The sequence below is a fragment of the Paenibacillus sp. cl123 genome (assembly GCF_900101595.1).
Lineage (GTDB): Bacteria > Bacillota > Bacilli > Paenibacillales > NBRC-103111 > Paenibacillus_G.
The window spans coordinates 157,963-180,031 of sequence record NZ_FMYY01000006.1; the positions used below are offsets into that span (position 1 = coordinate 157,963).

General features: G+C 57.3%; 22 protein-coding genes. 17 read left to right on the plus strand and 5 right to left on the minus strand.

The genetic code is table 11. The features are described 5' to 3' along the window. Positions 1–40 precede the first annotated feature (40 nt). The 6 genes from BLR08_RS12690 to BLR08_RS12715 all read left to right on the plus strand — a co-directional run bounded on the left by BLR08_RS12690 (position 41) and on the right by BLR08_RS12715 (position 6,915). On the plus strand, positions 41–550 hold the full coding sequence (locus tag BLR08_RS12690; RefSeq protein ID WP_072329582.1) for an SRPBCC family protein: 510 nt from the start codon (positions 41–43) through the stop codon (positions 548–550). A gap of 99 nt (positions 551–649) precedes the next feature. After that, positions 650–1,723, plus strand: coding sequence for a ribosome small subunit-dependent GTPase A (gene rsgA / locus BLR08_RS12695; RefSeq protein WP_072329583.1), 1,074 nt, complete (start codon positions 650–652; stop codon positions 1,721–1,723). Between the two features lie 135 nt (positions 1,724–1,858). Continuing rightward, positions 1,859–3,142: an MFS transporter gene (locus BLR08_RS12700; protein WP_072329584.1), complete on the plus strand. Its 1,284-nt coding sequence runs from the start codon at positions 1,859–1,861 to the stop codon at positions 3,140–3,142. 256 nt (positions 3,143–3,398) lie between these two features. Continuing rightward, positions 3,399–4,178 (plus strand): hypothetical protein, encoded by a 780-nt coding sequence (locus tag BLR08_RS12705; RefSeq protein WP_072329585.1) that lies wholly within the window; start codon positions 3,399–3,401, stop codon positions 4,176–4,178. Positions 4,179–4,417: 239 nt separating this feature from the next. Beyond that, positions 4,418–5,128: a response regulator transcription factor gene (locus BLR08_RS12710; RefSeq protein ID WP_072329586.1), complete on the plus strand. Its 711-nt coding sequence runs from the start codon at positions 4,418–4,420 to the stop codon at positions 5,126–5,128. Next, positions 5,125–6,915: a sensor histidine kinase gene (locus tag BLR08_RS12715; protein ID WP_072329587.1), complete on the plus strand. Its 1,791-nt coding sequence runs from the start codon at positions 5,125–5,127 to the stop codon at positions 6,913–6,915. The genes BLR08_RS12710 and BLR08_RS12715 overlap by 4 nt, the downstream gene beginning before the upstream one ends. A 369-nt stretch (positions 6,916–7,284) precedes the next feature. On the opposite strand, the gene BLR08_RS12720 is transcribed toward BLR08_RS12715, so the two are convergent. Then, complete coding sequence (locus BLR08_RS12720) at positions 7,285–7,776, minus strand: DinB family protein (protein ID WP_072329588.1); 492 nt, start codon at positions 7,774–7,776, stop codon at positions 7,285–7,287. A gap of 249 nt (positions 7,777–8,025) precedes the next feature. On the opposite strand from BLR08_RS12720, the gene BLR08_RS31680 reads away from it, so the two are divergent. The 3 genes from BLR08_RS31680 to BLR08_RS12730 all read left to right on the plus strand — a co-directional run bounded on the left by BLR08_RS31680 (position 8,026) and on the right by BLR08_RS12730 (position 9,266). Continuing rightward, positions 8,026–8,160, plus strand: a complete 135-nt coding sequence (locus BLR08_RS31680) for a hypothetical protein (RefSeq protein WP_256257540.1) — start codon at positions 8,026–8,028, stop codon at positions 8,158–8,160. A gap of 256 nt (positions 8,161–8,416) precedes the next feature. Further along, entirely contained in the window at positions 8,417–8,872 is a 456-nt protein-coding gene (locus tag BLR08_RS12725) for a DUF6376 family protein (protein ID WP_072329589.1), read from the plus strand. A 121-nt stretch (positions 8,873–8,993) separates the two neighbouring features. Beyond that, a complete protein-coding gene (locus tag BLR08_RS12730) occupies positions 8,994–9,266 on the plus strand; it encodes a hypothetical protein (protein WP_072329590.1) in 273 nt (90 codons plus the stop codon). A gap of 95 nt (positions 9,267–9,361) precedes the next feature. Here the strand turns inward: BLR08_RS12730 and BLR08_RS12735 are convergent, their stop codons facing one another. Beyond that, positions 9,362–11,035 (minus strand): glutamine--tRNA ligase/YqeY domain fusion protein, encoded by a 1,674-nt coding sequence (locus BLR08_RS12735; RefSeq protein WP_072329591.1) that lies wholly within the window; start codon positions 11,033–11,035, stop codon positions 9,362–9,364. Between the two features lie 429 nt (positions 11,036–11,464). Beyond that, positions 11,465–12,322, minus strand: coding sequence for an EcsC family protein (locus BLR08_RS12740; RefSeq protein ID WP_072329820.1), 858 nt, complete (start codon positions 12,320–12,322; stop codon positions 11,465–11,467). 159 nt (positions 12,323–12,481) lie between these two features. Between BLR08_RS12740 and BLR08_RS12745 the strand changes: the two genes are divergently transcribed. Together BLR08_RS12745 and BLR08_RS12750 are read left to right on the plus strand one after the other, a co-directional pair. Beyond that, entirely contained in the window at positions 12,482–13,327 is an 846-nt protein-coding gene (locus BLR08_RS12745; protein WP_072329592.1) for a DUF72 domain-containing protein, read from the plus strand. Between the two features lie 125 nt (positions 13,328–13,452). After that, on the plus strand, positions 13,453–13,803 hold the full coding sequence (locus BLR08_RS12750; protein ID WP_072329593.1) for a winged helix-turn-helix transcriptional regulator: 351 nt from the start codon (positions 13,453–13,455) through the stop codon (positions 13,801–13,803). Positions 13,804–13,823: 20 nt separating this feature from the next. On the opposite strand, the gene BLR08_RS12755 is transcribed toward BLR08_RS12750, so the two are convergent. Further along, positions 13,824–14,381, minus strand: a complete 558-nt coding sequence (locus BLR08_RS12755; RefSeq protein ID WP_072329594.1) for an NAD(P)H-dependent oxidoreductase — start codon at positions 14,379–14,381, stop codon at positions 13,824–13,826. Between the two features lie 259 nt (positions 14,382–14,640). Here BLR08_RS12755 and BLR08_RS12760 point away from each other — a divergent pair, with 259 nt between their 5' ends. The 3 genes from BLR08_RS12760 (at position 14,641) to BLR08_RS12770 (ending at position 17,258) form a co-directional block, all read left to right on the plus strand. After that, a complete protein-coding gene (locus BLR08_RS12760) occupies positions 14,641–15,783 on the plus strand; it encodes a cation diffusion facilitator family transporter (RefSeq protein ID WP_083536982.1) in 1,143 nt (380 codons plus the stop codon). Between the two features lie 39 nt (positions 15,784–15,822). Further along, on the plus strand, positions 15,823–16,902 hold the full coding sequence (locus tag BLR08_RS12765) for a flavin-containing monooxygenase (RefSeq protein WP_072329595.1): 1,080 nt from the start codon (positions 15,823–15,825) through the stop codon (positions 16,900–16,902). Between the two features lie 80 nt (positions 16,903–16,982). Next, entirely contained in the window at positions 16,983–17,258 is a 276-nt protein-coding gene (locus tag BLR08_RS12770; RefSeq protein WP_072329596.1) for a hypothetical protein, read from the plus strand. A gap of 246 nt (positions 17,259–17,504) precedes the next feature. On the opposite strand, the gene BLR08_RS12775 is transcribed toward BLR08_RS12770, so the two are convergent. Further along, positions 17,505–17,720, minus strand: a complete 216-nt coding sequence (locus tag BLR08_RS12775) for a hypothetical protein (protein ID WP_072329597.1) — start codon at positions 17,718–17,720, stop codon at positions 17,505–17,507. 63 nt (positions 17,721–17,783) lie between these two features. Between BLR08_RS12775 and BLR08_RS12780 the strand changes: the two genes are divergently transcribed. The 3 genes from BLR08_RS12780 to BLR08_RS12790 all read left to right on the plus strand — a co-directional run bounded on the left by BLR08_RS12780 (position 17,784) and on the right by BLR08_RS12790 (position 22,066). After that, complete coding sequence (locus BLR08_RS12780; protein ID WP_371117264.1) at positions 17,784–18,677, plus strand: serine/threonine protein kinase; 894 nt, start codon at positions 17,784–17,786, stop codon at positions 18,675–18,677. A gap of 126 nt (positions 18,678–18,803) precedes the next feature. Further along, on the plus strand, positions 18,804–19,577 hold the full coding sequence (locus BLR08_RS12785) for a sporulation protein (protein ID WP_072329598.1): 774 nt from the start codon (positions 18,804–18,806) through the stop codon (positions 19,575–19,577). A gap of 170 nt (positions 19,578–19,747) precedes the next feature. After that, on the plus strand, positions 19,748–22,066 hold the full coding sequence (locus BLR08_RS12790) for a PAS domain S-box protein (protein WP_072329599.1): 2,319 nt from the start codon (positions 19,748–19,750) through the stop codon (positions 22,064–22,066). Positions 22,067–22,069 lie beyond the last annotated feature (3 nt).

Consider the following 22,069-nt stretch of genomic DNA (forward strand, 5'->3'; position numbering starts at 1 on the left):
ATGCATGCTCTCACCTGCTCTTCGGAAAGGAGGAATAGCCTTGCCTATCATCAGGCAGCAGTTGTATATCGAAGCTTCTCCGGAGCTTTGCTTCGACCTGTCGCGCAGCATTGATGTGCATATGGACTCAATGGCGCAGACCGGAGAAAGGGCGGTAGGAGGCAGAAGGAGCGGTCTGATCGAATGCGGCGAGACGGTCACCTGGGAGGCTGTTCATTTCGGCATCCGGCAGCGGCTGACCGCCCGCATCACGGAGATGGACCGGCCGCACCGGTTTGTCGATGAGATGGTCAGCGGAGCGTTCCGGCGGTTCTGCCATGAGCATACGTTTCAGGCTCAGGGCTCCGGCACGCTGATGGGCGATACGTTTGACTATACATCGCCGCTGGGTAGTCTGGGCCGGCTGGCCGACCGGCTTTTTCTCGAGCGATACATGACGCGTCTGCTCGCCAGACGCAATGAGGTGATCCGGCAGCTGGCGGAGAACTGGAGCGATGAGAAGGCGGCGATCCTCGGTTTCGGGATTGGCCAGGCTCCCCGGGAAGATTGATTATAGCGTTCCTCTCCATAGCGACGTCCCGCTGCATCTTTTACAATGGATACAACGGGGTGACTCGTATATACGGATATGGGGGTTTTGCGCATTAACATGGATTGGAAGCCGGAGTCGTGGGGCTGGGATGAAGCGCTGGAGGCGGACTTTGCCGCTTATCGCCAGCTCGGCTATGAGCCGGGGCGCGTGACGCTGGAGCACAAGCGATTATACCGGGTAGTATGTGCGGGCGGCGAGCTGCTCGCCGAGGTGTCGGGCAAGCTGATGCATCAAGCCGGAGGCCGTGCGGATTACCCGGCGGTCGGCGATTGGGTGGCGCTTCAGCCGAGGCTGTCCGACGGGAGGGCGACGATTCACGGACTTGTGCCGAGGCGCAGCACTTTTTCGCGGCGGGCCGCGGGACCTGCGGTAGAGGAGCAGATCGTGGCCGCCAATGTGGACATTGTATTTCTCGTGCATGCGCTGAATCAGGATTATAACTTGAGGCGGCTGGAACGCTATCTGACGCTTGCCTATGAGAGCGGAGCATCGCCTGTTATTATACTCAGCAAGGCCGATCTGGCCGATGACGTGGAGACGCGTCTCGCCGAGGTCGGCACCGTCGCTCCCGGCGTGCCGGTGCATGCCGTAAGCACGCTGACCGGCGAAGGGCTGGAACCGCTGGAGAGTTATCTGCAGCCAGGGCGCACAGCTGCGCTGCTGGGTTCGTCAGGGGCGGGGAAGTCTACGCTCGTCAACCGGCTGTACGGCAGCGAGGTGCTGCGAACAGGCGGCATCCGCGAAGGAGATGACCGTGGACGGCATACGACGACGCATAGGGAATTGATCCGGCTGCCTGGCGGAGCGCTGCTGATCGATACGCCGGGGATGCGCGAGCTGCAGCTGTGGGACGCCGACAGCGGTCTGGGCACGGCCTTCGGCGATGTGGAGGAGCTGGCGCTGGCTTGCCGGTTCGGCGATTGCGGCCACGGCAGCGAGCCGGGCTGCGCCGTTCGGGCGGCGCTGGAGGACGGGACGCTTTCCTCCGCGCGCTATCAGAATTACGTGAAGCTTCAGAAGGAGCTGGCTTATGAGGCGCGCAAGGCGGACAGCTCGCTGGCGAGGGCCGAGAAGGAGCGCTTGAAGAGCATTCATAGCAGTATGAGAAATCAGTCCAAAGGGCTGCGCTGATAACGAGCGTGACCCATTCTGCAAAGTCCTTCCTCCGGATGGCATTCGGAGAAAGGACTTTTTGCCGCCTTCCGAGTTGTGTTAACCTAGAGGAACCGATAGAGAAGGCTTATACCAGGGTGGAGGATCTGCGCGATGTGGAGTAACCGGAACGTATGGATTGTACTGATCGGCGAGTTTATCGCCGGGCTGGGACTATGGATGTCCATTATAGCCAACCTGGAGTTTATGCAGCAGCAGGTTCCATCCGATTTTGTGAAATCATTAATTTTATTCGCCGGGCTTGTCGCCGGCGTCGCCTTCGGACCGCTGGCAGGACGGGTCATCGATACCGTATCGAAGAAAAAGGTGCTGCTGTACGCGAGCGGCGGGCGCACGCTGAGCGTCGGCATCATGTTTATCGCGCTGAACCAGGACTCGGTGTTCTGGATGGTCGTGTTCTTCGTCGCGCTTCAGGCATCGTCGGCCTTTTACTTTCCGGCGCTGCAATCCGTTATTCCGCTTATCGTGCCTGAGCGGGACCTGCTGACGCTGAACGGCGTACACATGAATGCGGGTACGCTGGCGCGTATTCTCGGAACGACCTTGGCGGGGCTGCTTCTGGCCGTGATGTCCTTGTACGGCTTGTACCTGCTGTCGATCATCGCCTATGCGCTGCTCTTCGTGTCAACCTTCCTGCTGCAGGTGCGCGAGACCGGGGAGCTGCCGAAGGAAACGGACACGGTCGGCACAGGCAAGGCGAAAACCGCTGAGGCGGTTCCCGCCGAAGAGGCGGCTGCTGCGTACGAGGCCATGCCCGAGCGGGGGTTCAAGGCGATTCTGCCGGTGCTTCGCGCTCATCCTGCCGTCGTGACCGTATTGCTGTTGACGATCGTGCCTACGCTGTTCATCGGAGGATTCAATCTGATGGTCATCAATATCAGCGAGCTGCAGCAAAGCGCGGGCATCAAGAGCTGGCTGTATGCCGTTGAGGGCATCTGCATCATCGCTACGGGCTTTCTGATCAAGCGGTTTGCCGCCGGAGGGCAGTTGATGGGCCGGCTGTTTCTTTTCGCCTCCTTTGTAGGTGCGGCGCAGGCTCTGCTCTTTTTCGCCCAGATTCCGGCGCTGTCCTTGATCGCCTTCGGCGTCTTCGGCGTATCGGTCGGGGGCTTCTTCCCGGCTGCGGCTACCTTGTTCCAGCATCATATTCCGAAAGCCTACCACGGGCGGTTTTTCTCCTTCCGGAGCATGCTGGACCGGGTCATGTTCCAGATTGTGCTGCTCAGCACCGGCTTGCTCCTCGACACGATCGGCCTGCAGTGGATGGTGCTGGTGTATGGCATTGGCTCTCTTGCCTTGGTCGGCTGGCTGGCGCTTCGCGAGAGCAGGAGGCGGCTGCAGGAGGGCGGGCGAATCGACGAAGCAGGACGAGCTTAGGAGACCGGCAGTGCCCGAGCCTTCGCGGCTCAGTGCTCAGCCGTCCCTGGTATTCGGCTAAGGAGCGCGGGATATATTGTCCCGGCTCCTTGCCGGACAGGGGATGGCTTTTTTGCGTCGGGACATACGGCCGGTCACATAATTTCCCATAATGTTGCGACAGGATATCCGCATTTGGCCTGTACACTTGGAATCAAGAGAGGAAAGTCCCAACCCGGACTCCGCTCATGCAAGTAAACAGGGAGGAATGAGAGATATGGTAATGGGTTTGAAGCGAAAAATGGTGCAGGCGGGCATGGCGGTTATGGTATTGACGATGGCTGCAGGAAGTGTGGGCGGCGCTGCTGCGGCAGAAAACAAAACGCTTATGAAAGACGCGGAAGCGGTTCGAACGGCTGCCCCGGCTGTTCTTCAGGTGGCGGCGACCGCCGCTCCAGACCTGCTGCTTAACCCGGTGCATGAGCGCCATTATTGGAAGCTTCTCGTAGGCGCCTATGCGCCGGAATCTGCGGAAGCATGGAATGCCGCGTTGGAGGAGCGCAAGCAGGTGCAGGCTGACCTGCCCAGTGCGGGTCGGAGCGCTACGATAAGGCTTTATAAAGCCGAGGCCGCGCAGGGTAAAAGTGACGCAGAATCCCTTCCGGCCCCCCTCGCCGTTTCGGCTATACCGACTGCGAAGGCAGATGGGCTGGAGCAGTTGGACATGGTGCTGGAAACGGCGCCAGAAGGAGCCCTCTCCCATCGGGTGCAGATCAGAAAGCTCGAGGACGGCAAGCGGATAGCGGAAGTTGATGGAAAGGTTATTCCTCTGGAAGAGTCCGGTGCTATAATGAAGACGGAGCTTCCCGAGGAGATCAAGCGGCAGCAGCAGTTGACCGAAGCGGTAGAGCAGGGAGACGGCGATAAGATCCGCGAGCTGCTGCCTCAGCTGCTGGAGGATTACCGGAAGCAAACTGAAGCGATTCGCGGAGCTGCGGAGAAGCTGAAATCACAGGCGGAAACGAAATCGGCTGCCGAAGCCGGACAGGATAAGTAAACCGAACAAATGGAGCCGCCGATATCCGTTCTGCTGCAAAATAACGACGAGGAGCCGGGCTGCCCGGCCCGAGACAAGCGAGCGGCAGGCTGCAGGCGTCCAAAGCTATACAGATGGGCACAGAGCGGAGCATGAACCGTGGGAACCGTGGCTCAAGCAGCACAATGCCAAGCCGGAGCAAAGCCTATCAGGCTGCCTCCGGCTTGCGTTGTCCGGCGGGAAGAGGGAGGCGAGAAGGAATGTACCGGGTTTATCTGGTGGAAGACGAAGAGCATCTGCAGGGGGTGTTGACCGCCTACATGGAGAAGGAGGGGTGGCAGGTGCGCTCGTTCTCAAGCGGAGTCGCTGCACAGGCGGCGATCGGAGAACGGCCGGACCTGTGGGTCCTCGATATTATGCTTCCCGGCGGAGTGGACGGTTACCAGCTTGTACGGGAGATCAAGGCGGACCGGCCGTTGCTTCCGGTTATTTTCATATCCGCCCGCGACGCGGATATCGACCGGATCGTCGGGCTGGAGCTGGGGAGCGATGATTATTTGGCGAAGCCGTTCCTGCCCCGGGAGCTTGTCGTGCGCATGCGCAAGCTGCTTGAGCGGGTATACGGGTACCCTGCGGGCGTTGGGGGGACAGCCGGCGCTGCCGTGGCCGCCGACCGTCGTACGAAAATCCAGCTGTCCCCTTATACGATCAATGAGTCGGCGAGAATTGTAGAGGATGGAAGCGGGCAGCCGATCGAGCTGACCTCCAAGGAGTTCGAGCTGCTGCTCTACCTCTCCCGCCATTCAGGGCAAGTGCTTGAGAGAGAGCAGGTGCTTGCCGCCGTATGGGGAACCGACTATTATGGCTCGGATCGTGTGGTTGATGATCTGGTGCGAAGACTGCGGCGCAAGCTGCCCGAGATGAGGCTGGAGACGGTGTATGGCTTCGGCTATAGGATGGTGAAGACATGAAAGTAGGGCAATGGCCGCTGGCCGTCAAGCTGTGGGGCGTTTTTGCAGCCCTGACGTTGTGTATATTTGCCGTGCTGGCGGTGCTTCTTCCGTGGATGCTGAAGGGCTTCTTCACGGACCAGCTGTACGATATTCTGGTTGATTCCCAGATGGGCGTCCAGCTGGAATACCGTCAGCCGGTCCGCGCGAATGAAGCGACCGTTACGGTCGCTGCGGACAGCCTCCTGCTGCCCGAGTCTTCCCGGGGGGCGAGGGAGCCCGGCGCGGTTGCCGCTCCGCTGTCAGCGGGAATCGGGACCGTCAGCGGTCAAGTGTACGGGTACGCGGAGCAAATAACCGCAGCCGAGGTATCCGCCGCTCAAGCTCTGGCTCTGGGCGACTCGGAGGGCCAAGCCGTGCGGGAAACCGAGCTCGGGGAAGTGCTGCCGTTTATGACGCTCACGATGCTGCCGGGCGGATTGTCAGGCCAAACCGTCAAGGGGGTCGACCTGTCCGTCGATCAGCAGGTGCTGCGCATCGCCAAGTCGTCCGGTACGCCGGGAGAGAAAGGCGAGCAGGTCATCCGGCACTTTATTATCGGAACCAGCCCGGCATCCGCCGAAATAAGCGGCAAGGCGTCCGAAGCTGCGCCGGCGGTCAAATCCGTCCCGGCGCAGACGATCCCTGCAGATCGGCTTCAGCTGTCCGGGCGACCTCTTCCCGCTTCGGCTGTCGCGATTATCGAGCAAAATGCTTTCAGCCAGACAGCCTCTATTCAGAAGTACAAGCTGGACGTTAATCAAGAGAGCATGCTGTATGTCATCCGCAAGGATCTGCTTGAAGGAAAGCCAAACTACATGGTGTCCTACGCCTCCAGCCAATATCGCAATGATCTTGTCATGACGATGTTCGCCCGGCTGCTGCTGCTGATGGTCGGACTGATTATCGTCAGCTGGCTGCCGTGCATAGCGCTTGCCCGGTATTTGACGCGTCCGCTTGTCCAGATGGAGCGGCATGTAGTGCGCATGGCCGAGCGGGATTGGCATGAGGCGCTGGAGACCGGCCGCCGGCGCGACGAGATTGGACGTTTGGCGAAGGCGATCGAGACGATGCGTCAAAGACTGGTCAGGCAGGACAAGTCCCATCAGTTTTTCCTCCAGCATATTTCTCATGAGCTCAAGACGCCCGTCATGGTCATCCGCAGCTACGCGCAGTCTATTCAGGACGGCGTGTTCCCCAAAGGCAATCTATCCGGCAGCGTCGGCGTTATTATGAAAGAATCGGAGCGTCTGGAAAGACGGATTCGGGATCTGCTGATCTTAAATAAACTCAATTATTTCTCGGCCCGAATGAAGCCTCACCAGTCCTTCGATGTAAAGGCCGTAATCGAGGATGCCATCGAACGGCTGCGCTGCCGCCGGCCCGAGCTCGTATGGGAGCTGGATATCGATGAGGCAGCGATGCAGGGGGACAAGGAGCAGTGGGGCGTTGCCTTCGAAAATCTGCTGGATAACCAGCTTCGGTATGCTCGAACCCGGATAGGGATCACGCTGAAGTCGGGGGCCCCTCCGACGATTGTAGTAGCCAACGACGGTCCCTTGCTGGAGGCAAGCGAGCTGGATAGCATGTTCGAGCCCTTCCGTACCGGCGGCAACGGACAGTTCGGACTCGGCCTGGCCATCGTCCGGCAGATTGCCGGCAATCACGGGATGACTGTCCGGGCAGTCAACGAGGCGGACGGCGTCTCTTTCTGCATGGAGCCGGCGATGGAAGGCAAGGAGCAGGAAGCGAGCAGCGGGGGAGGATGACAAAGCATTCCGAGAGCCGGGCCGGGACATTTTGTACGATTCTCCACACAAATTCCGTATTTTGACCGCAAGCCTGGACCGTTTATACGATTTTTCGCATAAGCTCCAAATGTTGAGCGCAACTCGGCAGCGGTTTATTCGGTATTTCGCATAAATCTTCAATTTCAGTCGCATGTCGGGGGCGTTGTGCGCGGTTTTTCGTACAAATTCCAAATATGACCCTGCGTCCGGGGCTCTTTATACAGTGAGCAACTCAAATTATTCTCGCGTCGTGCGTCAGCTCCAATGGTCGCGGAATGCCAAAAACCCGTCAACAACGGACGGGTTCTGCGTACGGAAAAGCGAAAAATTAATCGATTGTAGCGTCTGCTATTGACCCATGGCTTCCCATTCTTCCTTGGACGGGCCGTACACGCCAGGTACCTTCAACCCGGCTTGGCGCATCAGAATCGTCATCTGGGCGCGATGATGAACCTCGTGATTGATCAGCACATGGAGCGTCAGGCCGTTCGGCCAGGATTCCCCGTACATGTCCGAAACTTCAACCAGCGAGCTGTCCGTCCATTGGGTGCGGACGGCTTCGGAAGCGGCCTGCGCCGCTTGTTCGTAGGCCCGGACGAGCTCCTGGGCGGTCTGAGGCTGAGCGGAATGTTCGTCCGCCGAATCAAAGCGAAGACCGGTGCGCGACAGCATCTCATGATAGGTAGTCACGATATGCCAGGCAAGCTCGCCCAGGGTGCGGTATCCCGGGGCTACCTCATGTGCGAGAGAGGCGTCGGTCAGCGCGCGAAATACTTTCAGTGTGGAGGAGCTCTCCGTCTTGAACTCCTCTTCGAATGCAGAGATGCTGTGGATAAACATGGGATCCTATCCTTCCGTCTCAAGAGTCGGCGTACTCCTGCTCGCCGCCTGCCCGCGGATCTCTGCGGCATTCATAGTTGGGGCGTGCTCGGGACAGGATTGCCTAGGAATAGTATATCAAATTAGTTGTTTTCTCGTCAGTTAAGTCATATTAATGTTTAAACAATTAGAATTTTGTGGTAATATTATGAAAGCGCTCTATTCTTCGCCTTATGATGTCATAACGTATATCAAAGGAGGTAGACAACGATGAACGAAGAGGCTTTGTACACGGTTGTCACGGAAGAGGATACGTATCTTTTTGAGACGGAGGAGCATTTCCACGACTTTATGTCCGAACAGAATTCGGCGCTTGTGATCAATCGCATTGAGAAGAGGGATTGACCGTGCGATGATGGACACCAACCTGGCAGATACGGATAACAGATAGCGTTTGAACGACCGCAATGCTGGAATTTCTTCCAGGGGCGGTCGTTTTCTTTTTCCCGAATGACTGCGGTTCACAGATTTTCGGTGGCGTCTGGCGGGCTGCTGCGGCCGTCGCCTCCCCAGGCTTTCACTCGGGGCAGGGATAAGGAATGAAACCAAACCGCCGCTTGGGAGTAAGAAAGGGTATCCGGAATTAAAAGGAGGAACCCTTATGATGAAATGGGGATTCAGACTAATTGGTCTTATTCTGATCTGCGGCCTGCTCTCCGGCTGCTCCCTCTGGAAGGAAGTGAACACCTCGCTGGATTATGTGAATGAAGCGACAACCTATGTCGAGAGAATCAAGACATTTTCCGAGCAGGTCCCCGCCATGGCCCGGGAAGCGGCCACAGATCCTGCCGTCAGGCAAAACTTGCTGAGCGAGATCGAAGCTTTGAAGACGGCTATCGTCCAGTTTAACGGAATCGAGGCGCCTGCCTTTGCCCGGGACGTTCACAAGCAGCTGGTCGGCTATAATGAAACGCTGTTGAAGGAAGTCAATATCTTCTTCGAAGGCATCAAAAATAATACCGGAATTGATCTAAGCAAGCTTGCCGATTCTCCGCTTATGCAGACGATGAATCAAATCACGGAGACGCTGACCCGGATTCAACAGCTGGGCGGTTAAGTGAGAGGCGCGGCAGCGGCCGTTAGCATGTAGGGGTTGCCATACTTGTAAGTTTTCCCAGAGGAGATTGCGCTGCCCGGCATCCGGGTATTGTATGAATACAAGGAGGTGTCCGAAAGGGATGACCAAGATTGTGCTTACGCTTCTGGTGCTGGCTGCCGCCCACTTTGAGATATGGAGAACGCTCCCGAACCGCCGGGGCAAGCGGGCTGCCGGGATGCTCCTGCTGTTCGTCGTGCTCGCCTTCCCGCTGGCTTATCTCGCCTACGACGATTATCGCCATAACTATCTGGACGCCAATATCGGACTAGGTATTGCGCTGATGTTTACTTGGGCCGTGACTCTGGTGCTGGCCGTCATCAGCGTGATTCGCAGGCTGAGGCGAGCGCGGTAATTCCCGTGCCCGGTTCATGTGCAAATACAAACAGGCCCCTCTCCGAGAGTCTTTTCGAGAGGGGCCTGTTTGTATGACGTCTTTAACGCCGCAGCTTATTTTTTAGGGTCAAACGAGCTTTTCAGCGAAACGATCCGGTTGAAGACAAGCTTCTCCGCGCCCGAATCCTTGGAATCGACATTGAAGTACCCGTGGCGGAAAAACTGGAATTTATCCTGCGGCTTAGCATCCTTCATATTGTCTTCGACAAAGCCCTGCAGCGTCTCCAGCGAGTTGGGATTAAGGTTGCTGAGGAAGTCGTCGCTCTCCCCGGCCGTTTCGTCGAGAATCAGCGGCTCATACAGCCGGAACTCGGCGGGCTTCGCCTGCGTGGCCTCCACCCAGTGGATCGTCCCTTTCACTTTGCGGCCGGTAAAGCCGCTGCCGCTCTTGGTCTCCGGATCATACGTGCAGTGCAGCTCGATCACGTTGCCGTCCGCATCCTTCACGACATCCTCGCATTTGATGAAATAAGCATGCTTGAGCCGGACTTCATTGCCCGGGAACAAGCGGTGGTAGCCTTTGACCGGCTCTTCCATGAAGTCATCCCGCTCGATGTAAATCTCCCGGGAGAAAGGAATCTGACGGCTGCCCATCGCTTCATTCTCGGGGTTATTTTCCGCCTCGAGCTGTTCGACCTGTCCTTCGGGATAATTGGTGATCACGACCTTAAGCGGCTGTACGACGGCCATCGTCCGCGGCGCCTTCAGCTTCAGATCCTCGCGGATGAAATGCTCCAGCAGCTTCTCATCGACCGTGCTGTTATTGCTCTTCACGACGCCGATCTCGCGGCAAAACTCGCGGATTGCTTCCGGTGTGTAGCCTTTGCGGCGCAAGCCTGAGATCGTCGGCATCCGCGGGTCGTCCCAGCCGTCTACGACTTTCTCTTCGACCAGCAGCTTCAGCTTGCGCTTGCTCATGACCGTATTGGTCACGTTCAGCCGTCCGAACTCATACTGCTGCGGAACGCAAGCCATCTCGCATTCCCGGACAACCCAATCGTACAGCGGGCGGTGGTCGGCGAATTCAAGCGTACAGATGGAATGGGTTATTCCCTCGATCGCATCCTCCAGAGGATGCGCATAGTCGTACATCGGGTAAATGCACCAGGTATCGCCCGTATTGTGATGATGCGCGTGCGCGATTCGGTACAGGACCGGGTCGCGCAGATTGACGTTCGGGGAAGCCATATCGATCTTGGCGCGCAGCACCTTCTCCCCGCCCGCGAACTCGCCCTTGCGCATGCGCTCGAACAAGTCCAGATTTTCCTCTACGCTCCGTTCGCGGTAAGGGCTGTCCTGTCCCGGTGAAGTCAGCGTGCCGCGCATCTCCCGGATCTGTTCGGCTGTCAGGTCGCATACATAAGCCTTGCCCTTCTTGATCAGCACGATCGCCCGCGCATACATTTCCTCGAAAAAATCGGAGGCAAAAAACAGCTTCTCCCATTCAAAGCCGAGCCACTTCACGTCCTCCTGGATGGATTGGACGTATTCGGTATCTTCCTTGACCGGATTGGTGTCGTCGAATCTCAGATGCGTGCGTCCGCCAAATTCGTCGGCCAGCTCGAAGTTCAGACAGATTGACTTGGCATGGCCGATATGCAAATATCCGTTCGGCTCCGGAGGGAACCGGGTGACTACTTCATTAACTTTACCGGTCTTCAGATCGTCGATAATGATTTGTTTGATGAAATTGCCGGATGTGGCAGGTAGCGGTTTCGTCGTCTCCATGTGGGTTCCAACCTTTCTCTAAGGGACTGCCTAAATCTATTACTCTTTATAATACACAAAATCGACAGTAAATATAATGGTTTTCCGCACGATCCTATGAATATGACCGCAAGAAAGCGCTATTTGCAGCACGATTCGACCTGGAGAGACGAGAGCTAAGGCACAGAAGCTGTCCGATTAGGCGAAAGGAGCCTCGAGCCTCTTCATGGGCAGGTTCCATACATGCCTGCCAACCGGTTGAGGCGATGGCAGCAGATACGGGTAAGGGGAAGCAAGGGATTCCTCGCAAAAACGGGAGGAGAGCCGGACAAGCCGAGGGTCAGAGCTGCTTAGGCGGGATTAGGCGAGCTGCCGTGGCCGGAGCTGCCCGGATGGACTCGGCGAGCCTCAGGCAGCTTTGCCCAAGCCTCGGGCCGCGAGCGCGCCGCGCTAGTCCGTCAGGCGCTCCAGCAACTCCAGCCGCTCAAGTATGCGGCGCTTGCGGTACAGCATGGTGGCGGCTTCCGCGACATCCTGGAGAGTGCCGCGGTTGAGCACCGCGCCGAACAGCATCCCGGCGATCGGCACCAGCTGGAACAGCTTCTTCCAGCCGAAATTGTCGCGGTAAGCAGCGACAACCTCGCGCCAGCCCTGCAGCTGGGACAAGGTCTCGCGCTGACGCTGATCGTTGCCGAAGTCGGCCAGCTCTTCGAGCACGGCCTTTTTGCCGACAATATCGGCGGAGGCAAACTGCAGGCATTTGATGACGAATACGCGTTCCGCTTTTTCCTTGGGATCGTATCCGTAGGTCATCGCAATTTCCTGGATGGTCTTCAAAGAGAGCCCGAGAATCGCGGGGATGTCGATGGCCAGCGTGAACAGGCCGCCGAAGCCGGTCGTCGCCCCTTGAGCGGTAGCGAAGGCGATCCTGCTCTGGGCGAGCTGGCGGGCCGCCTTGTCCATGACGGCCAGAGGCAGACCGCTGCGGACATGAGCGAGCGTCAGAGGCTCGTCCGGCAGGCAGGCTCCGCCAAGAGCGTCAGCTTCTTGGGACAGGCGCGTCAGCACGCCCTGCTCGGATACCAGATATTGCCCGCCGGTCTGCACATAGCTGCCGACCTCGTCCATGGCTTCGCCTAACTTTTTCTGGATCGATTGGGGAGTGAGACGGTCCAGCAGCTGGAAGGGAAGCCGTCCGATTTTTTCCCAAAACCAGAGATCCTTCTGGCTTTTCTCCCATGCGGTAATGTCCTGCAGCAAGGTTTGCAGCGTTTCCCGGGATTCCGGACTATGGTAGGATGGATGTATATCGTCGATAGGCACAGGTTATCGCTCCTTCGGCAAATAGCGGATTCGATCATACGAAGTATACGAAATACAAGGCGTCAGGATGCGGCCGGCCCCAAAGTAAGGACTTAAGCCATGCCTTGGAATGCCGGACGCTGCCTGCAGAAGGGGGGGATCGGAATGATCCGTATCGGACTTACAGGCTGGGGCGACCACGACGATCTGTATGGCCCCGGCCTAGATGCCAAACTTAAGCTCAAAGCATACAGCCGCTTCTTCCCGCTTGTGGAGGTGGACAGCTCCTTTTATGCCGTTCAGTCGCAGGAGAACTTTGCCAGGTGGTCGGCGAGCACGCCTGAGGACTTCGCGTTTGTCGTGAAGGCTTATCAAGGCATGACGGGCCACTCCCGGGGAAAGATCCCGTTCGATGACACGGAGTCGATGTTTTTCGCCTTCCGGCGTTCCATAGAGCCGTTGCTGGAGGCAGGGAAGCTGAAGTGCGTACTCTTTCAATACCCGCCCTGGTTCGATTGCAATCGGGTGAATGTGGAGCTGCTGCGCGAGGCCAAGATGAGGATGGAGGACATTCCGGTGGCGCTGGAGTTCCGTCATCAAAGCTGGTTCACGCCTCAGATGCGGGATAAGACGCTGACGTTTATGACCCGCGAAGGGTGGATTCACAGCATCTGCGACGAGCCCCAGGCCGGAGAAGGCTCGGTACCGACTGTGCTAGCTCCGACGAATGATGCGGTTACGATTGTAAGGATGCATGGCCGGAATACGGCGAACTGGAATAAAGGCGGAGGACCCAACTGGCGGGAGGTCCGGTATTTGTACCGGTACAACGAAGCTGAATTGGCGGAATGGAGAGATCATCTGCTTGCTCTCGAGAAGCAGTGCAAAGAAATTTGCCTCATCTTCAACAACAATTCGGGAGGGGACGCGGCCTCGAACGGGTTGGAGCTGATGAAGCTGCTCGGCATGCCGACGGAACCGATGGCGCCGCGTCAGCTTGATTTGTTCTAGGCCGCACTATTAGGAGACCCGGGAGCATCCGGCTGCTTCCGGGTCTTTTGGAGCATCCGCCGCTCCTTGTTCGGAACGTGAGGTTATTGAAATTTTTAAATAACAGCAAAGGAAGTGTCATTTCTATGGATGTTAATCGTGGGACCTGTGTTCCGTATGGCGTGAATCAGAAAGAAACCGGGTTCGGTTATACGCTGTCCGTTATTGGCGGCAAGTATAAAATGACCATTCTATACTGTCTGGCCGAGCACAATGTTCTACGCCCCAATGAAATGCTGCGCAGAATTTACGGCATTCCTTTCAAGACGTTAAGCATCATGCTTAAAGAACTCGAAGCTGACGGCCTCATTCTGCGCAAAGAGTATGCCCAAATCCCCCCGAAAGTTGAATACTCCTTAACGGAGCTCGGGCACTCGGTCATTCCAATTTTACATATGATGTGTGAGTGGGGAGAGAAAAACAGAAGGCTGGAGTAATCCTCCGAAAGGTTTACGCCTTACATAGCGTCTATAAAGCGAAGATATTCATGTGCGCTCTCATCCAATACGTCGGTCGTCGGTCTGTTGTCTTCGACTGTGGACACGTCGTCCCCTTCCTTTCCATAAACGGCAAAGAATGAGCGGTAGTCTGAATGACAGTAATGGAACGTCGTTTCAAACGGTGCTAGCAGCTGCGTTAACGCATATTTGTATTTCCCGTCCGGACTATATTCCTTTCTACTTATCCCGGTTGACACGGCTAGAGCGACTTTTCGGTTTTTCATTTGGTTTCCGTTGCCCGAGCCATAGCCCCAGCCGTAAGTTAATACCTCATCAAGCCATTTTTTCAACAGCGGCGGGCAATTGAACCAGAAGACCGGGAACTGCAAAACGAGATTGCCATGCGACTCTACCAGTCTCTGTTCGCTCATTGCATCAATGTTTCCGTCCGGGTATGTCTTGTGCAAATCATGGACGGTATACTTTGCCGGAAACTTATTTAATTCTGCTACCAGCCGTCTGTTGATGGTTGACGTTTCAATGCTTGGGTGCGTTACAATCACCAGGGTTTTCATGTGACCCCTCCTTTATTCATGAGTGTAACGGCAATTATCTCGAGTTAAAAGTATGCACATTTTTTTCAGGTAGTTACCGGAAGGTAAGCGTCCCCGTTACAATAGCTCCATAAAATGGATCGGCCGTGAGGGTGGAGCCAAACAATTATTGACAAGGGAGGGGATTCCGCATAATATAATATATGAATACATGTTCATATGTTATATTTATTAAAGTCATATACACCCCGAACAGTTCGGAACGAGGAGAGGAAGAATTATGGGCAACCGCGGAGGCAATCACAGCCATACAGGCAGACAAGAACATCATGCAAATGAAGCGGGGAAAAACGAACAGGGCCATACTCAAAGGAGCGGCGTCGCTTGTGAGCACAGCCATGATCATCAGCAAGCGGAAAGCCATGCTCATAGCAGCTATGAGCATGACCATGATCACGATCATAGCCACGATAACAGTCACAGCCATGGTCACGGCCATGATCACCACCACCACCACCACGGGATAGGCGGGCATCATCATTTTGATCTCGGACGGGACGGCAACCGGAAGGGGCTGCTCATCGCCCTGATCTTGACAGCGGGCATCATGCTGCTGGAGTTCGTCGGCGGACTATGGACAGGGAGCCTGGCTCTATTGTCGGACTCCGGGCATATGCTCAGCGATGCAAGCTCGTTGGCGCTTAGCCTGATCGCCATCGGCATTGCAGCCAGGCCCGCTTCGGCAGCTAAGACGTACGGCTTCTACCGATTTGAAATTTTGGCGGCCTTATTTAACGGGATCACGCTATTCGCTATCGCCGGCTTTATCATCTGGGAAGCATATGAACGCATCTCCCATCCGCCTGTAGTAGCCGGCGGCTCCATGATGCTGATCGCGGCAGTGGGGCTGATCGCGAACCTGCTCAGCGCCTGGGCGCTGATGCGCAAGGGGGATGTAAAAGGCAATGTAAACATGCGCAGCGCTTACCTGCACGTCATGGGGGATGCGCTCGGCTCGGTCGGAGCGATCGCAGCAGGCCTGGTCGTATGGGCGTTCGGCTGGTATTGGGCAGACCCTGTCATCAGCGTCATCGTGTCCTTGCTTATTCTGAAGGGAGCCTGGGGCGTCATGAAGCAGACCGTCCATATTCTGATGGAGGGCACGCCGTCCAGGGTCCAGCCTGCAGCTGTGGAAGCGGCTCTGCGAAGCATCGAAGGCGTCCGTGACATGCATGATCTGCATATATGGACGATCACCTCAGGGATGGATTCGCTCAGCTGTCATCTGCTGATCGACGACAGAGCCGACTACCGGGCAGTTTTGCAGCAAGCTATTCAGAGGATAGAAACACAGTTCGGCATCCGGCATTCGACGATACAGGTCGAGGATTCCTCGATCCGGCACAGCGAGCTGAAGGTATAAGACAACCAATAACCCCAGGACGAAGCGGAGTTGAACGCCATGGCAAAACAATCCTACCAGACGATTCTCATAGGGGCGGGTCAGGCTGGTCTGGCGGCCGCCTATCATTTGCGAAAGCAGGGGGTATCGTTTATCGGTCTGGATGGGGCCGGGCAGGCTGGAGACAGTTGGCGAAGCCGATATGATTCGCTTACGCTGTTTACCCCGCGCCGCTGTGACGGTCTTCCCGGTTTTCCGATGAGCGGAGATCCTCACGGCTTCCCGACCAAGGATGAGGTGGCCGATTATTTACAGGCTTACAGAGAGCGCTTCGAGCTGCCCATCCGCTACGGAGCCAGGGTCGTGAAGGCCGAGCGGCATGAAGGACGGTTCCGGCTGAAGCTGGCCGACGGTGAAACGCTGTATGCCGAGCAGCTGCTTGCGGCAACCGGACCTTTCCAGAAGCCGGCGGTGCCTCAGGCCGCCGCTTCCCTGGACGAGGGCGTCCTTCAGCTCCACTCGAGCGAATATAGGCATCCCGCACAGCTGCAGGCAGGCCCTGTACTGGTCGTTGGAGCGGGCAACTCCGGCGCTCAGATCGCTGTGGAGCTGTCCGGGCAGGGGCGCGAGGTGCTGCTGTCGGCCTCCGGGCCGATTCGGGTGCTGCCTCTGCGCTTCTTGGGGCGCAGCATCTTCCATTGGATGGATCGGCTGGGACTGCTCAGGGCGTCCGGTCAGTCGCTGATGGGACGCTGGCTGCGCAAGCAGAGGGACCCGGTCTTCGGCCGCGAGCTGACGGAGAGCTTGCGGCGTGGAGCTATCCGGCTTATGCCGCGGGTGAGCGGGGCTGAGGGCCGCGATATTCGCTTCGCGGACGGCTCCCTCTTGAAGGTGGCCAACGTCATCTGGGCTACGGGCTTTCGCCCCGACTATAGCTGGCTTCGCGTAGACGGGGCGCTGGATGGCGATGGCCGCCCTCTGCATACCGAGGGCGTGAGTCCCGTTCCTGGCTTGTACTACCTCGGCTTGCCCTGGCAGCGCTCGCGCAGCTCGGCGCTGATTGCCGGCGCCGCAGGGGATGCGGCTTATGTAACGGCGAGGATGCAGGAGGATCGCTTGCTCGGCTCCCGGCTGGACTAGAAGAAGCGAACGCCGTATAAAACAGCCTCCTTTAACTCACATTAACAGCATTGACTTGCATGAAGAAGGAGATGTGTGAGATGACAAAGTTCGAATATGATTCCAGCCTGCAGTCGCAAAATCCGATCTCGCAAGCGCAGAATTCCGTAGAGAAAGCTCATCATGCCGTGAAGCAGGCTCAGTCCCATCCTTCCCAGCAGATGATCAGCCAAGCGGAAACGGCCATTGGGAAGGCTCATCGGGCTTTGGATCAAGCCGCGGACAGCGACAATCAGGAGCCGCTACAACGGGCGGCGGAGTCTCTGGCCGAGGATGAGGCGGCGCTGTACAGCCAGCAGCCGATGCAGCAGGAGTAAGCGCGGTCCTCCGCCGAGGCCGCCATGACCGTGTATGAACCCGCCGCAAGCTCAAGCGCTTGCGGCTTTTTGGCGATTTGTCGGCTCCATAGAGATGTCCGCGTCTGCCTCAGCGTTTCACGATAAAGAGAGCCCCACAGCCTGGGCTTCCTTCGACTGTGCCGGCAGGCCGGTGAAGGAAGCTCAGCTGCTTGGAGATAGCCGAATGGCTATTCCTGTTCCCGCTTTTTACTTAGCATAGAAGCATTACTTTCTTTTTTTCCGCTTCTTGACGCTGCTGACAACGACATCCTTTTCAGTGTAGGTCACATAATGCTGAGGAACAGGGACGCAATGATGCTGGTTGATCACCTCAACCGGATGCACGATAGGCTGGGCTTGCGGGTAGTAGAAGTTGTTGTACACCTGCGTTGGAGCTGTAACGATCGGGCTTAGAGGCGGGCAGTTGTGACAATATGCCATGGAACTTCACTCTCCTTTATTGTGGAAGTCTAGGTTATCGTATGACGTACAGGAACCTGGCGTATGTTCGAATGTCCCTATGCGCCAAATTTTAACGGGGACAGCGGCGGACAACAGGCGCCGGGGCAGATGACAGGCAGCCGGGAGAGGGTGAATGAGGACTGCGGTCCTTGCGCGCTTGTGATACAATACAAGAAAAAGGACGCACGCTTTTGGCACAGGCCGCCGGACGATGCCGGTCGGAACTGGGCAGGGAAGGAAGACTATAGCGGTATGGGTAAGGAAGAAAGCAGAGCCGCCGGGGAGGACACGGATTTCCCGGGCATGCAGCGGTTCATACGGGAGATCGAATCGAAGCTGCTGCCGGAGCTTGTGATCGCGAGCGAGCAGCAGCACGAGCCCGTCCGGGTACACCGGGTGCCGGCTCCATGGAAGACGTTAGGCGTAGGCAACTACGCCGCCGTCCTGGTGCATCCGGATCAGCCGGACCTTGTCGTCAAGGTGTATGCGCCCGGCAGACCGGGTATAGAGGAAGAAGCGGAGGTATACCGGAGACTCGGCCGTCATCCGGCTTATTCCGAATGCCTGCACGCCGGCGCAGGTTATTTGGTGCTGCGGCGATTGACGGGGATCACGCTCTATCAATGTCTGCTCAGAGGGATTCCGATCCCGCGGCAGGTTATTATGGACATTGATCTGGCATTGGGCTACGCGCGCAGCGTGGGGCTCAATCCGCATGACGTGCACGGCAAAAATGTGATGCTTCAGAACGGACGGGGCAAGGTCGTCGATGTTTCCGACTTCCTGAAGCAGGAGCCATGCCTGATGTGGGACGATCTCAAGCGGGCGTATGGCCGGTTCTACCGGCCGTGGCTCAGCCGGCTTCGGATGCCGGAGCCGCTGCTCGATACGGTGCGCCGGGGCTACCGGATCTGGAGGAAACGCCGCAGCCGTTAGCCGCAAGCCGTAGACCGGACATGAAACCGCCTGTTGCCCGGATACGTATCATACGCATAAACGCGTATCCGGCAGCGACTTTGCGGGCACGGTACGCCGGGGTTTAATCCAGGGAGGCGACAAACTATGTCTTTTTTCAAAAAAATGCTGGCCAGCGTTGGGATCGGCTCAGCGAAGGTGGACACCGAGCTCGATTCTGCCCAGGTAGTTGTGGACGGGACGATAAGCGGCAGAGTCCGGGTGCAGGGCGGGCAGACGGAGCAGCGGGTGGAGAACATCTATTTGTACCTGAAGACGAGTTACGTCAGGGAGCATAATGATTCCAAGGTAACCCATGAGGCCGTTATCGCCAAATACCAGCTGTCTGCAGCGTTTACGCTGAATCCGGGGGAGAACAAGGAAATTCCGTTCCATTTCGCGCTTCCGCAGCAGATGCCTATCACTTTGCGCCAAGCGCCGGTCTGGGTGGAGACGGGGCTCGACATCAGCCAAGCGGTAGATCCGACGGACCGGGACTATATTCAAGTGCTGCCGAACCAGGAGATTCAGACGGTGCTCGACGCGCTGGATAATCTGGGCTTCCGGCTGCGCGAGGTGACCAATGATTACGCGCCGAGGCTGGGAGGGGCGCTGCCGTTCGTGCAGGAGTTCGAGTTCGTGCCGACGACGCATTTCAGAGGCAAGCTCGATGAGCTGGAGGTGCTGTTCTTCCCTCGGGGCGCAGACCTGGAACTGATGCTCCAGATCGACCGGAAGGCACGCGGCTTGCGCGGTTTGTTCGCCGAAGAGATGGGGCTTGATGAGAGTCTGGTGCGCGTTACGATACCTGGCGGGGAGCTGCGGCGCGGGGTCCAGACCGTGGCAGGCCAGCTGAAAGAGCTGATTTCGCGTTACAGCTAAGTCTTGAAGGTTCACCTCTGCGGGCGGGTGAACCTTTTTTGTTGTTTTGCTTTTTCCAGGCAGGGGAAGGATAGTAAGCAGGCGTTATCGAACTTAAGTGGAGATAGAGTGAAAAAATACCAAAGTCCTTGAGGGGATTCCAACGAATAAAGGTTACGGGAGAATTCGACATGGCGCTGTCTCAAGTGAACATCTTAATCGTAGATGACCGTCCCGAGAATCGGTTGGCCATGGTTTCCATCCTGCAAGGCGATCGTTATACGGCGGTCACAGCGAGTACAGGCGAGGAAGCCTTGCGCAAGCTGCTGCAGGATGACTATGCTCTGATTCTGATGGATATCCAAATGCCGGGCATGAATGGCTTCGAAACCGTGGAGATCATCAAATCCAGGGAACGTTCCAAGCATATACCGGTTATATTCGTAACGGCGCTGAGTCAGGCTGAGGCGCATATGCTGCGCGGGTATGAGGTGGGGGGAATCGACTTCATATTCAAGCCGTTCGACCCGAAAGTGCTGCAGCTGAAGGTCGAACATTTTGTATCCATGTATAAATACCGCGTAGAGCTGGAGCAGCAAAAGGAGCTGACCAGCTGGCGCACGGCTGAGCTGGAGGCGGCCAACAAGCGGCTGCTGGCATCCTCCCGCCGGCTAATGCGAGCGGAGGCCATGGCCCGGGCGATCGGCGACACGTCGATCGATACCTTCTTCACCTTGAGCGAGGAAGGGGTCATCCTGGCGGCCAATCCCGCCTCAATTCGTATGTTCGGGTATGGCTTGGACGAGAGCAAAGGCATGCACGTATCATCTCTGCTCTCCGATTTCGGCCATACCTGGGGCGGACCTCTAGCGTCGGGCCGCGTTCTGTCCGGCCATGTCTCGGCGGCTGCCGAGGTCGTGGGAATCAGGAAGGACGGCATGTCCTTCCCGGCCGATCTGCAGCTCGGGCTTGCGTTCGTAGAAGACCGGCCGGTTTATGTCTGTGCGGTGAGAGACAGCACGGAGCGCAAGCAAAGCTTCGCCCGTCTGGAGCTGGCCGTGGATCAGCGCACGAGGGATTTGAAGGAAGCCAATGCTCGGCTTCAGCTCTCTTACGACCGGATCAACGATATTCTCGAGAGCATTACCGATGCCTTCTACGCGCTGGATAACGAGTGGAACATTATCTATTTGAATGCTTCAGCCGAAGCGCAGCTGGGCGTCTCGAGGGATCGTGCGCTGGGCCGTTCATTGTGGGAATTCATACCGAAGGAGGAATCCGTCGGATACGAGATTATGAAGGAGTCCATCCGGCGGGGTGAGGCGCTGCGCCGGGAGGTTTACTCCCATTTGATAGATAAATGGGTGGAGGTCAGAGTTTACCCCGGCTCGCGCGGTGTGAATATGTATGTGCAGGATATGACGGAGCGGCGCCGGATGCTGCAGAAGGTCCGCAATTCGCATGAGAAGTTCTATAAAATCTTTCAAGCTAGCCCCAGCCTGATGGCGCTTATCTCGCTGCGGAACTACGGCTATCTGGATGTGAACGAAAGCTGGCGGCAGCATACGGGTTATGCGCTGGAAGAGATGGTGGCAAGTCCTCAGGAGCTTCAATTGACGACGGAAGGGGGAGCCGAGATTGAGCTCTCTTCCGACTGCAGCCTCAATCGGGGGCTCAGCAATGTCAAGGTGCAGTACCGCTCCCGGACGGGAGAGGTGCGGACCGGACTTCTTTCGACAGAGACGATCGATACGCCCGAGGAGCCGTGTCTGCTCGTAGTGATCATCGATATTACCGGTCGCGTACAGCTCGAGCAGGAAATGGGCCGGCTCGACCGGCTCCATCTGATTGGCGAGATGGCGGCAGGTATCGCTCATGAAATCCGCAATCCGATGACCACGGTGCGCGGTTTCCTGCAGCTGATGGGCAAGCGTAGGCAATTGCCGAGCGACGCCGTTCTCGAAGTGATGATCCAAGAGCTCGACCGCGCCAACGATATTATCAGCGAATTTCTGGCGCTGGCCAAAAACAAGACGACGGATCGGGAAGCCTGCCGGCTGAACGATGTCATCGAAGCGATCTACCCGCTGATTCAGGCGGAGGCGACGCTTGGAGGCAAGGAGGTACAGCTGGAGCTCTCCGATGGCCCGGAGCTCCGGCTGGATCAGAAGGAGATCCGGCAGATGATCCTCAATCTGGCCTTGAACGGGCTGGAGGCGATGGAGCCGGGCGGCCGGCTGCAGCTCATCACTTCGTTAGGAGCGGACGGAGAAGTCGTGCTGGAGGTTGCCGATCAGGGGCATGGCATGGATAAAGAAGTCGTGGCCAAGATCGGAACGCCGTTCTTTACTACGAAGGAACAAGGGACGGGCCTGGGGCTGGCCGTTTGCTTCAGCATTGCGGCGCGCCATCAAGCCAAAATATCCTGGCAGACGAGCCCGAAGGGGACAACCTTTCAGATCAGATTCGGGCGTGCGGACGATCCTGCGCCCGATAGCGGAATGGAGTAGACA